The following is a 14,860-nucleotide window of genomic DNA, read 5'->3' on the forward strand; positions in this document are numbered from 1 at the left end:
TCATGGGCCGGCCCGCGCCGCCCGTCACCACATCATTCGCCATCGTATCAGCAACCGTTGGAAAGGAAGGGGCCGATCCCCGCCGGCCGTGGGCTTAATATATCGCAATACGATCTTTATGAGGGGACCTTCCGTCAGCCCTGCCTTGCGTTCCCGGTCCAGGGGCGCTCTCTTGGTGTGTCACGGCTTGTAAGGAGCGACCGCCCCATGTCCACCCCGCCCCCCGCGCCCGAGCGGGTGGATCCGCTGGAGAAGGCGGATTACGAGCTGCTGGCGGAGTTCCGCCACGTGCTGCGCCGCTTCCTGTCGTTCAGCGAGGACGCGGCCGCCGTCGCCGGCCTGACGGCGCAGCAGCACCAGGCGCTGCTGGCCATCAAGGGGTATCCTGGCCGCGACCATGTCACGGTGGGGGAGTTGGCGGAGCGGCTGTGTGTGCGGCCGCACAGCGCCGTGGGTCTGATCGACCGGCTGGAGGGCAACGGCTGGGTACGCCGCGCCCCGGGGCCGGAGGATCGGCGCCAGGTGGTCATCAGCCTGACGCCGGCGGCGGAGGACCTGCTGGCCGGCCTGTCGCGGGTGCATCGGGACGAGATCCGCCGCCTTTCACCCCTGCTGCGCACGCTGTTCGACAGGTTGGAGGGTTAGGGGACCCGCGCCCGCAGTTCGGCCGCGAAGCTGTAGATCTGCACCAGGTAGCCGTCCAGGTCGCGCATGAAGGCGGAGGGGTAGGGCGTGTCCATGTCGCGCCGCTCCAGCAGCCGGCCCCCGGCGGCCAGCCATTCCCGCACCAGGGGCTCCACCTCCGCCGGCTCATCCACCTCTATGCCCAGGTGGTCGATGCCGCCCAAGCTCCCGATGGGGGCGTCGGGGCCGCCGTCGTACGCCCGCGTTTCCTTGCGGTCGGTCAAGTTCATGACGTAGCGCAGGCCGGGCGCGGCCAGGGTGATGGTGTGCGGTTCGGTCCGCACCCGGGCGAGGCCCATGATGCGTTGGTAGAAGGTGGCGGCGCGGTCGATGTCGGCCACGGTCAGCACGATGTGGCGGAAGCCCAATGAGGCGGCCATCGCGGTCTCCTTATGCGGCGGGCGCGCGGATCAGGGTGATGGCGTGTTCCGGGCAGGCGCTGACGCACAGGCCGCAGGCGCGACACTGGTCCGCCCGCACGGCGAAGGCCTGGCGGTAGCCGTGGAAAAAACCCTTCACCCGGCCGCCCAGGCTGAGGTCCCCGCGCTCGGCCGCCGGCAGCACGCCGATCTCGAACACGTCATAGGGGCAGACGCGCACGCAGTCGTCCTTGCCCTCGCAGCGGTTGCGGTCGATGCGCGGAACAATGACCCCGGGGGCCTGCTTGCAAGAGGCGTTGTCGGGCAAGATATTTCTCCGTAAATACGAGTGATCGCTCGCATCATTGTACGGGGCCGTCCCATGCCGGGAAACTCGCGTCCGGAACCGATATCGCCGGCTCGCCCGAGCTTAAGGAAACAGCCGCGCCAGGCCCGTTCCCGCGCCCTGGTGGACGTCATCCTGGATGCGACCGCTCGCGTTCTGGTGCGCGATGGTTACGCCGCCTTGACCACCAATGCCGTGGCGGCCGTTGCCGGGGTCAGCATCGGCTCGCTGTATCAATACTTCCCCAACAAGGACGCGCTGGTCCTGGCGCTGCGGGACCGCCACTCCCGGCGGATGCACGTCCTGATCATGGCGGAGGTGGCGCATTGGGAGGCGGCGGGGCATGACACCACCCTGGCCGATCTCATGGCGCGCACGCTGCACGCCGCGATCGAGGCGCACCGGCTTGAGCCCGCGCTGCACAAGGTGCTGGCGCTGGAGGCGGCGCACCTGGAGACCCACCATGAGGGGGATGAGACGGACGGCTTCCTGCGCGCCCTGTTGGAACGGCACGCCCAAGGACCGGACCCCGAGGTGACCGTGCCCGACCTGGGCATCGCCACCTTCATCGTGGGACGCATGGCCCACGCCCTGATCCACGCGGTTGTCCTGGACCCGCCCCCGGGCGCCGATGCGCACGCCCTGGAGCGGGAGGCGGTGCGCGCCGTGATGGCCTACCTGACGGCGTGAGGGCCTTCGCCTTTGATAGCAATACATCAGTATATCTATGCCAAGGGTGGGGTGGCACCCACCATAACCCTGTAGTCCCGCGAAGAGGGCCCGGCCGGCGCCGGCGCCGGCGGGACAGGGGGAGGGGTTTGGTGTCTGGCATCCTGAAATCCGTACGCATCGCCGTTCTGCTGAACGCCGTGCTGGGTATCCTGTTGGCCGTGCTGGTGGTGGTGCTGGGGATCGCCACGACGGGCGCCTATGCCGACCATCGCCGCGCCGCGCGCACGGCCCGCATGGGCGATGCGGTGGGCGACGTCTTCCGCGCCCTGCAGAACACCCGGCTGGAACGGGGGGCCTTCAAGCGCCTGATCCCGGAAAAGACCACGGCCTCGCCCGCGGCCCTGGCCGAGGTGGCCGGCGTGCGGGCCAAGTCCAACCCGGCCATGGACAAGGTGCTGGCGGAATGCGCGGACCTGGACTGCGGCGCCGGGGCCGGCGTGGCCGACCTGATGGCCGCGCGCCAGGCCCTGAACGACGTGCGCGCCGTGGCGGACAAGGCTGTGACCCAGCCGCAGGACCAGCGCCCCGCCGACCTGTTCAAGACCTGGAACGCCGCCTCTGACGGCCTTGTCGCCAAGCTGGAGGCGGTGGGCACCACCCTGGGCGCCCGCATCAGCCGCGAAAGCCCGGCCTTCGCCAGCCTGATCGCGCTGAAGGACGCCTCCTACGTCACCCGCGACGCGGCGGGGCTGGAGCGCAACATCCTGATGTTCGTGCTGCAGGGGCAGACCTACACCCCGGCCATGCAGGCCCAGTCCGCCGGCCTGCGTGGCCAGTTGGAGGCCGGCTGGCGCCTGACCAAGGCGCTGAGCCTGCGCGAGGACGTGCCCGATGGCGTACGCCAGGCCATGACGGCGGCCGAGGTGGCCTATTTCAAGGAGGTGATGGGACTGCATGAGCAGATCGAGAAGGCGGTGCTGGCCGGCACGCCCTCACCGGTCTCGCTCGACCAGTGGATGGAGCGCAGCAACGCCTCGTTCGAGATGCTGGCCGCCGTGCCCATGGCGGCACTGGACGCGGCGCGCGATCTGGCGCGGCGGGAGGGCGAAATGGCGCTGCGCCGCCTGATCGTGGATGGCGTGCTGCTGGTGCTGTGCCTGGGCCTGGGGGCTGGTGGCGTGGTCATGGTGGCCCGGCGCGTGACCCGTCCCATGACGGCCATGACCGGCGTCATGCTGCGCGTGGCGCGGGGTGATCTGGAGGCGGAGATCCCCTACGCCGACAACCAGGACGAGATCGGCGACCTGGCCGGCGCCCTGGGCACCTTCCGCGCCAACGCGCTGGAGCGCCAGCGGCTGGAGGACACGCAGCGGGCGGAGCAGGCGGGGCGCGAGCGCCGTGCCCGCGCCGTGGACGCCCTGGTGGGCGAGTTCGACGCCCAGGTGCGGGACGTCCTGCGATCGGTGGAGGCCTCGTCCCACCAACTGACGCAGATCGCCGGCGCCCTGGGCGGCATGGCGGACGCGACCTCGTCCCAGGTGACGGCGGCGGCCGAGGCGGCGGAGCAGACCTCCGGCAATGTGCAGACCGTCTCGGCGGCGGCGGAACAGATGGAAAGCTCCGTCCGCGAAATCGGGCAGCAGGTGGCCCATTCCAGCTCCATGGCGTCCAAGGCGGTGGATGAGGCGGAGCAGACCAACGGCACCGTCGCCAGCCTGGCGGAGGCGGCGCAGCGCATCGGCGACGTGGTCAAGATGATCAACGACATTGCCAGCCAGACCAACCTGCTGGCCCTGAACGCCACCATCGAGGCGGCGCGGGCGGGCGAGGCCGGCAAGGGCTTCGCCGTGGTGGCGCACGAGGTGAAGCAACTGGCCGGCCAGACGGCCAAGGCCACCGATGAGATCGGCGCCCAGATCACCGCCATCCAGAAGGCGACGGACCAGGCGGTGGGCGCCATCGGCACCATCGGCCATTCCATCCGCAACATGAGCGAGGTGTCGACGGCCATCGCCGCCGCGGTGGAGGAGCAGGCCGCCGCGACGGGGGAGATCAGCCGCAACGTCCGCCAGGCAGCCGACGCCACCCGCGACGTTTCGCGCAACGTGGCCGACGTCTCGGCCGCGGTGGGAGAGACGGGCCGCACCGTGGCCGACATGCATGGCGCGGCGCAGGGCCTGACCGGCGACGCCGACCGCCTGCGTGACGCGGTAGACCGCTTCCTGGCGGGGATTCGCGCGGCTTAAGGTGACAGCACCACACGGGGGTCGGGGTCCGTCGATGAAACGGGCCGCGACCCCCGTTTCCGACACAGTGGCCTCCCACAGGGCCCAGCGGCCGCCCCCTCGTTCATCCAGTCGGGAAAGTCGGCGGCGTCGTGCCGGCGCAGGAACAGGTGGAAGGTCTCATGCGCCAGCAGGCGGTCCCGCTCCGGCTTCAGTTCCAGGCGCGGCACCCGCCAGACGCCGCCAACCTGCAGCAGCATCATGCCGCCGCCGGTGACGCTGCCCCGCGGAAACGGGGCTGGCCGGTCCTGATAGACGATGGTGGGGGATACGGTATCGCGCAGAGGTAGGCGCGCGCGGTAATAGGCCAGCGCGCGCGACAGGCCCGGCGCCACACCTCGGCCCGCCACGCGATGGGCAGATCGGGCCGGGCGACGAAGCGGCCTAGGTCCGGCCGCGTCACGTCGATGGGCGTCACATAGTCGGCCGGACCGGCGAAGAAATAGCCGCCCAGGGCTCGGTCGCCCGCACCTGCTGGTCGCGCATCTCCATCCCCGGCGTCTCCACCCGCCACACCGGGTTCTGCCAGGCGACAGGGCCACGGCCGGGGATCAGGCCGGTGAGGGGCCTGTCGAGGTGATAGGCGGCCCTGAGCGTGTCGCCGTCCAAGGTCAGTGTGATGAAGGCGGCGTTGGATTCCGCCCGGGCGTGGCCGCCGCACGGCAAGGCCAGGATCAGCAGCAGGAAATGAGGAAACAGGCCGCGCCGCACGCGGATCACGCCCGCCGGCCGCCGAAGGTCAGGATCAGGAACAGGATCAGCGCCGCCAGGCCCGGCCAGAACAGCAGATGGTTCAGCCCCTCCCAATGCGCCATGTCGCGCACGGAGGTGTAGGGGTTCACGAACAGGTCGATCTTGTCGCCGAGGCTGAGGTCGCCGGCCTTGAAGCGGTCGGGCGACTGGCCGAAGATCTGGCCGATGGCGCCGGCCATGTCGGCCAGGGCGCGGGACGGGGCGCGGATGCGGTCCACCGTCTGCTGGTAGGCCAGCACGTGGTTGCCCGCCAAGCCGATGATGGCCACCCACTTGGCCGCCTGGCGCAATCCACCCGCTTCCGTCGTCATGATCCATATCCCCACCAGAATTCAGCGCAAGCTAGACGGCGGATAGCGGAAGCGCAAAAGCAAAACGGCGCGGTCCCGAAGAGCCGCGCCGTCCTGTTACTCAGATGATCCGGAGAAGGATCAGGCCTCGGTCTCTTCCGTGGCCTCGTCGGCGGCTTCCACCACCTCTTCCTCGTCCTCATCATCACGCTGGCCGGCGACCATGCCACCGCGGGCGGCCTGCAGGCCGGCCTCTTCGGTGGTGCGGGCGACGTTCACGGTGATGCTCACCGACACTTCCGGGTGCAGGACCAGGCGAACCTTGAACAGGCCCAGGGTCTTGATCGGGGTGTCGATGGCGACCTGGCTGCGCTCCACGGCGGTGCCGGCGGCGGTGACCGCCTCGGCAACGTCACGGGCGCTCACCGAACCGTACAGGATGCCGGTTTCGGCAGACTGGCGGATGATGATGACCGACAGGCCGTTGATCTTGGACGCGACCTTCTCGGCCTCGACCTTGCGCTCGGCGTTCTGCGCTTCCAGCTTGGCCTTCTGGCTCTCGAAGAAAGCCAGGTTGTCCTTGGAGGCGCGCAGCGCCTTCTTCTGGGGCAGCAGGTAGTTGCGGGCGAAGCCGGGCTTCACCGTGACCACTTCGCCCATGCGGCCGAGCTTCTCGACACGCTCCAGCAGAATGACTTCCATCGTTCCTACTCCTTACTTCACGATGTAAGGCAGCAGGGCGAGGAAGCGGGCGCGCTTAATGGCGCGGGCCAGCTCACGCTGCTTCTTGGCCGAAACCGCGGTGATGCGGCTGGGCACGATCTTGCCCCGCTCGGAAATGAAGCGCGACAGCAGCTTCACGTCCTTGTAGTCGATCGCCGGAGCGTTCGGACCGGAGAAGGGGCAGGTCTTGCGACGACGGAAGAACGGGCGACGGCCACCGCCGCCACCACCGGCCGGACGCGGGGCGCCGGCGTTACCCTGGGTGCCGAAGCTCATGCCCGGTCTCCTTCAGAAGAGGCTTCCATGCGGCGCGGCGGACGGGGGCCGCGATCGCCGCGGTCACCACGATCACCGCGGTCGTCGAAGCGGCGCGGACCGCGCTCGCCACGCTCGCCGCGTTCACCACGCTCGCCGCGATCGCCCTTGTTGGACAGCATCGCGGTCTGACCTTCCTCGATCTTCTCGATGCGGGTGGTCATGAAGCGCAGGACGTCTTCGTTCAGGCCCATGTTACGCTCCATCTCGGCGACGGCGGCCGGGGCGGAATCGTGGGCGAAGTAGACGTAGTGGCCCTTGCGGTTCTTCTTGATCTTGTAGGTGAGGGTCTTCAGACCCCACTGCTCGACCTTGGCAACCTGGCCACCGTTCTCCTTCAGGATACCGGTGAAGGTTTCGGTCAGGCCTTCCACCTGGGCGGACGTGATGTCCTGCCGTGCGATCAGCACGGTCTCATACAAAGCCATTTGATACTCCTCATGGCTGTTACGTGGTCCGCCGCTGTTCCCGCCCGGGGCGCCGGATCATTCCGGGGACCAGGGGGTGGGCCAGCCGCACGGACCTAGCCGGCGCCATGGCAAAGGCACCGGCAAGGAGCGGTTGAAGCGCGGGCTTATATAGGAAGCCCCCCCGAGGGGCAAGGGAAAAGGTGGTCGGCCCGCGCGCCCGTCAGCGCCAGCAGACGTTGCGCCGCCAGGGCAACGCGGCCGGCCGCCGCCGGCCCGTGCGGCGCCGCCGGGATGACGGCCATGGTGTTTAACCACGGCCGCGCGCCGGTGCCCAGCATGGACCAGTCATGGTCGATGCCCAGGCGCCAGCAGGGCACGCCCAGCGCCCCCGCCAGCTCTCCCACCGCCGAGGGCGGGGTGATCACCAGATCCAGCGCGGCGATCAGGGCGGCGACCCCCTCCATATCCTCGCGCAAATCCAGGTCGGGCCAACGGTGCAGGGTTAGGCCCAGGGCCCGCTCCACCGGCCGCAACTCCTCCTCCGGCGCGCTGTATTGCAGGGTGACGGGAATGATGCCGGGCAGGGTCAGCACCGGGGCGTAGTCGGCCAGGGTGGTGTAGGCGCCGTCGCGGTCACCGCGCCGGATGCCGCTGCGCCAACTGATGCCCACGCGCAGGCCGGGGCCCAGTTGGTCCAGCCGGTCCCGCCACAGCGCGGCCAGGTCCGCGCGCGGCGTCAGAAAGGGGGCGCCCCCGTACCAGTGCGCCAGGCGGGGGCGCAGCAATCCGGCCAGGCTGCCCATGGGCAGGTGCAGGTCCATGTCGGTCAGCGTGGGCGCGCCGGGGGCGGAGGTCGGGGCCCGCACCACCACGCCCGGCAGGGCGCGGCCGATCAGGCCCACAAGGCGGGGCGCGCACTCCGCCACCAACTGCCCGCCCTCCGCCGTCACCCGCTGGTGCAGGTCGGGCAGCAGGCTGGCGAACAGGATCTCATCGCCCAGGCCCTGTTCCCCCCACACCAGCAGGCGCTTGCCCGCCAGGCTCCCGCCCCGCCATTGCGGCACGGGGAAGGGGCGCCAGAAGGGGGTCAGCTGCCGGCCGCGCCAGCGCGCCTCATAATCCGGCCAGCCGCTGGCCAAATCCCCGGCGGCCAGACGGGTGGTGCCCAGGCAATAACGGGCGTCGGCATGGTCGGGATCCAGGGCCAGCGCCTGGCGGTACAGCGCCTCCGCTTCATCCTGGCGAGCCAGGGTCTGCACGGTGGTGGCCAGGTTGTGGACGATCTCCGCGTCACCGGGGGTCGCGGCCAGCGCTGCGCGGAAATGGCGTTCGGCCTCCGTCAGGCGGCCCAGGCGCTGCAGGATGGTGCCCAGCGCGTCCAGCGTGGCGCCATGGCCGGGACGCAGCGCCAGCGCCCGCTCGGCATGCGACAGCGCCTGACGCAGCAGGCTGGGGTCGCGCACCAGCAGGTCGCTGGCCAGCACGCGGGCCAGGTTCAGGTGGGTGTCGGCGTCGTCGGGCGCCAGGGCCGCCGCCTGGCGCAGGCAGGCCGTGGCCTCATCCGTGCGGCCTTGCGCTTGCAGCACGGCGCCCAGGTTGTTCAACGCGTCGGCATGGGCCGCGTCCAGCGCCAGGGCCTGGCGCAGCGCCGCCTCCGCCCCCGCCAGGTCGCCCAACGCCATCAGCGCCTTGCCCAGGTTGACCTGCGCCAGGATCAGGCGCGGGTTCAGCGCCAGGGCGCGGCGGTAATGCCCAGCGGCGTCGTTCAGCCGCCCTTGCGCCTGGCGGGCGTATCCCAGGCTGTTGTGGGCGTTGGCGTAATCCGGCTTCAGCGCGATGGCGCTCTCATAATGGGTGATGGCCTCGTCAAGGCGGCCCAGGTCCTTCAGCGCGTTGCCCAGGGTGGTGTGCGCCTCCGCCTGGTCGGGCTTCAGGGCCAGGGCGCGCTGCAGCGCCGCCACGGCATCGGCCGGCCGGTTCAGGGCCAGCAGCACGGTGCCCAGGGCCGCCTGCATGTGCGGGGCGTCGCCCTTGGCGGCCACGGCCTGGCTCAGCAGATCGGCCGCACCTGAGTGGCGGCCCGTCTGGTGATGGATCACGCCCAGCAGGTATAGGGCGTCGCCATGGCGGGGGGCCTGGACCAGCACCTGGCGATAAGCCGCCTCAGCCTCCCCAAGGCGGCCGGCCTGGTGGTGCTGCGTCGCCTGGCCGAACAGCAGCTGCGCCGCCGCCGGCACGGCCGGCGCGCCCGGCTTCTTGTCCAGGCGGCGCTGGTTGCGGTTCATGTCTTTTCCCTACGCGTTGACAGGCCACAGATTAGCCTGCCGACGGCCCCCGCGTCGATGGTGCCGCGATCTCCAGCCGCCACACCAGACTCTATCCGAGGAAGTACATCGACAGGCATGCACGCTATGGTCGCAACCGTCATATCCCGGGCGCACCATGACCTCCCCCGCCGTGATGGAGGTCGCCCATGTCTCAGGTTCCCGCGCGCGCCTGGTGCAACAACGAAGTGGCCTATCTGGCGTGGCGCCCCATGGGTAGCCCCACGGCCCGCATCGACGGCCTGTTGGGCTTCATGATCGTGCGCGTGCACGAGGATGGTGAACGCCGCCTGCTGCCCACCTGGGTGGCGTTCACGGACCAGTCCAATCCCAACTGGCAGCAGCAGGACAGCAGCGTCTGGCCCATCCAGAAATTCTCCTGGCGCGACCTGACCCTGCGGCGCAGCCGCGACAGCCTGTCGGTGCGTCAGCCCTTCACCTGCCACTATGAGATCATTCCTGTCGGCTTTGAGGCCCCAGGCCGTGAGCCGGTTGCCGGTTGGGTCAAGCGGACGGAGACGTTCAGCAGCGCCCAGCCCGGCGCCTATACCGGCACGCCGCGGCCGCTGTTCATCTGCGGCGACGCGGTGGTGACCAACCCCATCACCGTCACCTGGACCTATGGCGCTTTCACCGCCGTCTTCACCAACGGCATCCTGTCGACGCAGAACCTGCGCCAGCAATTGCACACCCCCGCCGGCCAGGCGCCCAGTAAAGGCTATGTCCTGGACCAGGTGAGACAGCCGGGCAACGCCATCCGCACCTTCCTGACCGGGGACGTGCTGCCCACCCTGACCGATTTCCTGGGCCAGGTGGAACCGGGCGACAAGGTCTACGCCGCCCTTTATGAATTGTCGGACCCGGAACTGGTGGCCGGCCTGACGGGCCTGGGCGACCGCCTGCACCTGATCCTGTCGACAGCGGGGGAGGCGACGAAGACCAACCCCGCCTGGGACCGCACCAACCAGGCGGCGCGCCAGGCCCTGCACGGCACGGCGGGGGAGGTCATCGACCGGCTGTTCAACAACAGCGCCCACATCGGCCATAACAAGTTCCTGGTGCGCACGGACGCCAACGACACGCCGCTGGCCCTGCTGACCGGCAGCACCAACTGGACGCCCACGGGCCTGTGCACCCAGTCCAACAACACCATCCTCACCCAGGACACCGTCCTGGCGCAGGCCTACCTGGAGTATTGGAACCGGCTGAAGACGGACACGGCCAGCTTCCCGGTGCAGGCGGACACCGGCGCGCCCAACCACAACGTCCAGCAAAAGCCCCTGCGCCGGGCCGACAGCCACGCTTATCCGGATTCTGCCGGCAACCCCCGCGTCTGGTGCGCGCCGACCACCCTGGCCACGACCAAGACGGCGGCCACGCCGCCGGACCTGGCCGACGTGTTCCAACTGATGGACCAGGCCCAGCACGCCATCCTGTTCCTGACCTTCTACCCGTCCGTCGAGGGCAAGCAGAGCATCATCGAGGCGGCGGTGGATCTGGGCAAGCAGCGCCCCGACCTGATGGTCATGGGCGCCGTCAGCAGCCCGCAGGCGCTGCCCATCGAGGGGGACGCCAACGGCGGCGATGACGGGGGCGACGATACGGATGCCCAGGGTGCCAAAATCCCCAAGCCCTCCGTCTACGCGCCCAAGGACGCGCCGCAGGTGCTGGTGGTGCGCGCCGCCGCCATCGACATGCCCACGGGCGATCTGCAGCCGGAGCTGCTGACCGCCGGTGCCGCCATCATCCACGACAAGATCGTGGTGATCGATCCCTTCTCCCCTAACTGCGTGGTCATCACCGGCAGTCACAACCTGGGCTACAAGGCGTCCTACGCCAATGACGACAACCTGCTGATCATCCAGGGCAACCAGCCGCTGGCCCAGGCCTATGCCGTCCATGTCCTGGACGTCTATGAGCACTACCGCCAGCGGGCCATCCTGGAAGAGCGGGAGCGGGACGCCCTGTTGAAGGGCCAGCCGGTGCCAACCACTCCGCAGGGCGGCTTCCTGTCCACCAACGACCAATGGCAGGACGCCTACCTGTCCGGGGACAAGGGCAAGGAGCTGGCCTACTTCCTCAGCTGATGGGGCGGCGACGGCGGCGGACCAGCAGCAGGGCGGTGCCGGCCGCCAGCACCGCCAGGATCGCGGCCCCGCCCACCAAGGCCTTGCGGTGGTTGTGCCGGATCCAGCGATGCGCCTGCCGGGCCGGCGCTTGCCACCATTCCTTGGCGGCGGCGTCGAAATCCGGCGCCGGGCAGGCCCGGCCGAAATGTGCCGCCCAGGCCTGGTGCGGCCCGGTCCTCACGTAGCGCTGATACAGCGCGGCCACCCGGCCTTGAGCCTGATTGTCGCGCTCGATGATGCGGCGGACGACGGATTGCCAGTAGGGATCCTCGATGGTGGCGGGATCGTCGGTCCAGGTGGCGATCCTCTGATCCTGCGCATAAGCCACCGCCCAGCACAGGGTGGCGGCATAGGCCTGGCTGGTGCGCGGCAGCTGGTCGGCCGCGTGCTCGGCGGCATCGGTCGCGATGAAGCGATAGTGGTAGCGCTGGTCCGGCTGCGGCGCGCTGTCGGCGAAGCGCTTGCGTTCCCCATCGGTGACGTAGGTGGCCCCGGCGGGCGGCAGCATGGCCTGGCCGATGCCGAAATCGTAGGCGCCATCCAGGGCGGCCTCATCCGGCGGGCCTTCGGTGCCCATGATCTCCATGCCCCGGGTGCGGGCCAGCTGCGCCGCCTGGAACCAGGCGCGGGCGCGGCTGGCGGCCCACCAGGCGTTGCCGGCATCCTCCCGCGCGTCCAGGTAGGCGCGGGCGTCCAGGGCCACGGCCGGGTTGTGATAGTAGGCCAGCGCCTCCTTGCCCCGTCCCGCCCGCATCAGGCGGCGGGCCAATAGGCTGCGCAAGGCCAGGGGCGCGCCCTGGTAGCGCAGGCGGTCCGCCTCCTCATCGTATTTGTAACCCACGCCCATGGTGTCCAGCAGGGTGTTGGGCCACTGCTTGTTATCGACCGTCCGCGTCCAGCCGGCGACGACGCTGGCCGGCACCTTGGCATCGACGTAGGCCTTCAGCTCATCGACGGTCAGCACCCGTTCCGCGATGTGCGCAACGTCGCCCCAATAGGTGTCGGCCATGGGCATCAGTTGGTCCAGCGCCGCCACGTACTCCCCTCGCGCCAGGGCCACGGTGCCGCCTTCACCGGCCAGACGGCCGCGCTCGGCCGCCGACAGGGCGCTTCCCGGGGGGCTGTCACCGGTGGTGGGAAACGCGGCCGCCGCTTGGGCATACAGGTCGGCCGCCTGCGCCAGGTCGCCCTTCTGCAGGGCCAGCTTGGCCTGGACCCAGCTGGCCAGCGGCCCCGGCCGCATCGCCGCCAGGCGGCCGGCCAGGTCATAGTCGCCCTTGCGGTAGGCCAGGGCCGCCAACTGGTCGGCGGCGGCCGGCGCGGGGCCGCCGGCATCCCCGATATGGGCTTCCGCCAAGGCGGTGGTCAGCGCCGCCAGATGCGGGGTCGGCGGGGCCTTGTACGTTTCGCTGGGATTATGCCGCCGGGCGTCCCATTCCTTGGCATGGCGCGGCAAATCCTCCTCGAACGCCAGCACATGGGCGGCCAGCAGGCGTTGCACCAGCGGGTCGGTGACGGCGGCCTTCAGCGGATCCGAATTCTCCAGCAGGTAAAGCGCGATGATGTTGAGGGACGACACGCCGTTATAGGAATCGTGCGCCGCCTGCTGGGCATAGAGGCTGATGGCCTGGGACAAGGCGGCCCCATCCAGCGGCTTGGTCGCCTCCAGCCGCAGGGTGGCCGGCAGGCTGTCCGCCACCGTGTCGTCGTCCGTCTCCGCCGTCGTCACCAGGGACAGCCCCGCCTGCGCCAGGCGCACGCGCGCCTCCTCCCCCAGGCTGGCCACGGCAAGTCCCAGCGGGTCGGGGGCGCCGCCCTGGGCCAGGGCGCGGGCCTTGGCAAAGGCGGCCAGCGCCGCGTCCGCCTGGTCGCGCAGCGCCGCCGCCCGGCCCAGCATATAGGCGGCCCAGACGGCGCGGGTGGCCCCCTCGGCCGCCGGCAGGTCCAGCACCGCCTGGAAGCGGGCGGCGGCCCGGTCCAGGCGGCCGGCCTTATAATCCACGGCGGCGGCGGTGTAGAGCCGCACGGCGGCCGGCAGCTTTTCCCCCAGGGCATAGGCCTTGTCGCCATCCCCGGCCGCGCGCATGGCGGCGATCAGGCCCAGCGCGTCGGGCGCCAAGCCCGCCGTTTCGGCGTCGGTGCGCAGCTTGGCCCGGGTGTCATCGGTCGCCCAGCGGTTCTCCACCGCCTTCATCATGTCTGTGGGGGCGGGCACCAGATGCGCCGCTTCCCAGGCGAAGGGGTTGGCCGGCGTCTCCGCCAGTGTCACCTCGCGCCGGTCCAGCAACTGCCAGGGGAAGTCGGGCCCGCAGGCGATGGCGATGCCGGCGGCACCGGTCAGCAACAGGACGGACAGGGTAAGGACGCGATGCTTACGGGCGGACATGGATCACCGGAGGTGAGGGGGAATCGGGGCAGCGCAGCCAGCCCACGGCCCGGCGCCCGCCGGCCGGCAGCAGGCCGGGGGACAGGCGCACCAGGCGGGGGGTGGCCTGGGGGGCCAGGGGATCGCGGGCATAGCCGTTGGCGCCGTCGCCCAGGGGGCAGGCGGCGGGCAGGTCCAGGCCGGACGGCAACTTGGCATCGGCGGTGCCGTCATTGGCCAGCACCAGGGATGACAGGCCGGGCGTCGTCGTGGCCTCGGCCCGCGCCACGACATGGCCCAGGGGCGTTTCCCCCCGCGCCACGGCCGCCCAGGTGGCCAGCGACCAGGCGCGGCGGTCATCGGCGGTGGGCAGGCGGAACCAGGCGATGCCTTTGAGGTTGGGCGGCGCTTTGGCGCGCAGGTCGTTCAGGAAGGCCGCCACATCGGCGGGCCGGACCATCAGTTCATTGGCGTGCGCGCCGCCGGCCAGCAGGGGCGTTTCCCCCTCCACCGTCGCCAGGCTGTCGTCGGCGTTCCAACTGACCCGCGCGCCATAGTCGGGCAGGGCGACACGGAAGGGGGTGGTGAAGCGCCGGGCATAGGCGGCCACCCAGTGGGCGGCCTGGGCTGGGTTGAACAAACCATCGGTGGGGGCGGCCACGGCGTGCACCTGCAGCACCACCTCATCCGGCACCGCCACCACATCGGTCAGGGCGGGGGCCGGCAGCCAGGTGGGCAGGGCGGTGATGGACAGGCGCGTGCCGCCCAGCCGTGCGTGGAGCTCCTTCAGAAACCGGGCATAGAAGGGCAGGCGTGATGTCGGGCAGTCATGGTCGATCTCCAGGCCCGCCACCGCGACCCCGGCCCGGCGCCAGCGCTCCAGCGGCGCCAGGGCCGCCGCTACCAGGGGGGCGGGGTCGGTGTCGCCCACGCGGCCGTCGATGCGCACCACCAGGATGACCGGCCGCCCGGCCAGATGCGCGCGCAAGGCCTCCAACCGTCCATCGTTCAGCAGCACAGGGGCCGTGCGCCCCTCCGCCGACACCTCCGCCGCCAGCACCCGCCAGGCGGCGACATCCGGCGCCGCGCGGTCCATGGCTTGGCCCAGCGCAGGGGTCCAGGCGCGCTGCCAGACATAAATGTCGTTACGCAAGGGGGCGGACAGAGGAGCGGAAACGGGCGCGGGTCGGGACGGCATCAGGCTT

15 protein-coding genes are annotated in these 14,860 nt (G+C 70.5%); 4 read left to right on the forward strand and 11 right to left on the reverse strand.

Annotated features, from left to right (window positions below):
• Positions 1 to 207: 207 nt before the first annotated feature.
• A complete protein-coding gene (locus tag FBZ89_RS17020) occupies positions 208 to 645 on the forward strand; it encodes a MarR family winged helix-turn-helix transcriptional regulator (protein WP_004273612.1) in 438 nt (145 codons plus the stop codon).
• On the opposite strand, the gene FBZ89_RS17025 is transcribed toward FBZ89_RS17020, so the two are convergent.
• Both FBZ89_RS17025 and FBZ89_RS17030 read right to left on the reverse strand, forming a co-directional pair.
• The gene (locus FBZ89_RS17025) at positions 642 to 1,064 is read right to left on the reverse strand and encodes a VOC family protein (protein ID WP_145751082.1); all 423 of its coding nucleotides are present in this window, start codon (positions 1,062 to 1,064) and stop codon (positions 642 to 644) included. The genes FBZ89_RS17020 and FBZ89_RS17025 overlap by 4 nt on opposite strands.
• A 10-nt stretch (positions 1,065 to 1,074) precedes the next feature.
• Positions 1,075 to 1,371 (reverse strand): 4Fe-4S dicluster domain-containing protein, encoded by a 297-nt coding sequence (locus tag FBZ89_RS17030; RefSeq protein ID WP_145751083.1) that lies wholly within the window; start codon positions 1,369 to 1,371, stop codon positions 1,075 to 1,077.
• A gap of 54 nt (positions 1,372 to 1,425) precedes the next feature.
• Between FBZ89_RS17030 and FBZ89_RS17035 the strand changes: the two genes are divergently transcribed.
• Positions 1,426 to 2,079, forward strand: coding sequence for a TetR/AcrR family transcriptional regulator (locus FBZ89_RS17035; protein ID WP_145751084.1), 654 nt, complete (start codon positions 1,426 to 1,428; stop codon positions 2,077 to 2,079).
• A 131-nt stretch (positions 2,080 to 2,210) separates the two neighbouring features.
• On the forward strand, positions 2,211 to 4,307 hold the full coding sequence (locus FBZ89_RS17040; RefSeq protein WP_145751085.1) for a methyl-accepting chemotaxis protein: 2,097 nt from the start codon (positions 2,211 to 2,213) through the stop codon (positions 4,305 to 4,307).
• Here the strand turns inward: FBZ89_RS17040 and FBZ89_RS17045 are convergent.
• The 7 genes from FBZ89_RS17045 to FBZ89_RS17075 all read right to left on the reverse strand — a co-directional run bounded on the left by FBZ89_RS17045 (position 4,304) and on the right by FBZ89_RS17075 (position 9,122).
• Entirely contained in the window at positions 4,304 to 4,696 is a 393-nt protein-coding gene (locus FBZ89_RS17045; RefSeq protein WP_145751086.1) for a hypothetical protein, read from the reverse strand. The genes FBZ89_RS17040 and FBZ89_RS17045 overlap by 4 nt on opposite strands.
• Before the next feature lie 64 nt (positions 4,697 to 4,760).
• A complete protein-coding gene (locus FBZ89_RS17050; RefSeq protein WP_145751087.1) occupies positions 4,761 to 5,066 on the reverse strand; it encodes a hypothetical protein in 306 nt (101 codons plus the stop codon).
• Entirely contained in the window at positions 5,063 to 5,410 is a 348-nt protein-coding gene (locus tag FBZ89_RS17055; RefSeq protein ID WP_145751088.1) for a hypothetical protein, read from the reverse strand. Before FBZ89_RS17055 ends, FBZ89_RS17050 begins: the two co-directional genes overlap by 4 nt.
• A 120-nt stretch (positions 5,411 to 5,530) precedes the next feature.
• A complete protein-coding gene (rplI, locus tag FBZ89_RS17060; protein ID WP_145751089.1) occupies positions 5,531 to 6,091 on the reverse strand; it encodes a 50S ribosomal protein L9 in 561 nt (186 codons plus the stop codon).
• A 12-nt stretch (positions 6,092 to 6,103) separates the two neighbouring features.
• On the reverse strand, positions 6,104 to 6,388 hold the full coding sequence (gene rpsR / locus FBZ89_RS17065) for a 30S ribosomal protein S18 (protein ID WP_145751090.1): 285 nt from the start codon (positions 6,386 to 6,388) through the stop codon (positions 6,104 to 6,106).
• Entirely contained in the window at positions 6,385 to 6,855 is a 471-nt protein-coding gene (gene rpsF / locus FBZ89_RS17070) for a 30S ribosomal protein S6 (protein ID WP_088873399.1), read from the reverse strand. Before rpsF ends, rpsR begins: the two co-directional genes overlap by 4 nt.
• Before the next feature lie 146 nt (positions 6,856 to 7,001).
• Complete coding sequence (locus tag FBZ89_RS17075) at positions 7,002 to 9,122, reverse strand: tetratricopeptide repeat protein (RefSeq protein ID WP_145751091.1); 2,121 nt, start codon at positions 9,120 to 9,122, stop codon at positions 7,002 to 7,004.
• Between the two features lie 188 nt (positions 9,123 to 9,310).
• Here FBZ89_RS17075 and FBZ89_RS17080 point away from each other — a divergent pair, with 188 nt between their 5' ends.
• Positions 9,311 to 11,248 (forward strand): phospholipase D-like domain-containing protein, encoded by a 1,938-nt coding sequence (locus FBZ89_RS17080; RefSeq protein WP_145751092.1) that lies wholly within the window; start codon positions 9,311 to 9,313, stop codon positions 11,246 to 11,248.
• Here the strand turns inward: FBZ89_RS17080 and FBZ89_RS17085 are convergent.
• Positions 11,241 to 13,676 (reverse strand): hypothetical protein, encoded by a 2,436-nt coding sequence (locus FBZ89_RS17085; protein WP_145751093.1) that lies wholly within the window; start codon positions 13,674 to 13,676, stop codon positions 11,241 to 11,243. The genes FBZ89_RS17080 and FBZ89_RS17085 overlap by 8 nt on opposite strands.
• Positions 13,663 to 14,853 carry a DUF3142 domain-containing protein gene (locus tag FBZ89_RS17090; RefSeq protein WP_186457407.1) on the reverse strand — a complete coding sequence of 397 codons (1,191 nt, stop codon included), beginning with the start codon at positions 14,851 to 14,853 and terminating at the stop codon, positions 13,663 to 13,665. Before FBZ89_RS17090 ends, FBZ89_RS17085 begins: the two co-directional genes overlap by 14 nt.
• Between the last annotated feature and the right edge of the window lie 7 nt (positions 14,854 to 14,860).

The organism is Nitrospirillum amazonense, from assembly GCF_007828045.1.
Taxonomy (GTDB): Bacteria; Pseudomonadota; Alphaproteobacteria; order Azospirillales; family Azospirillaceae; genus Nitrospirillum; species Nitrospirillum amazonense_C.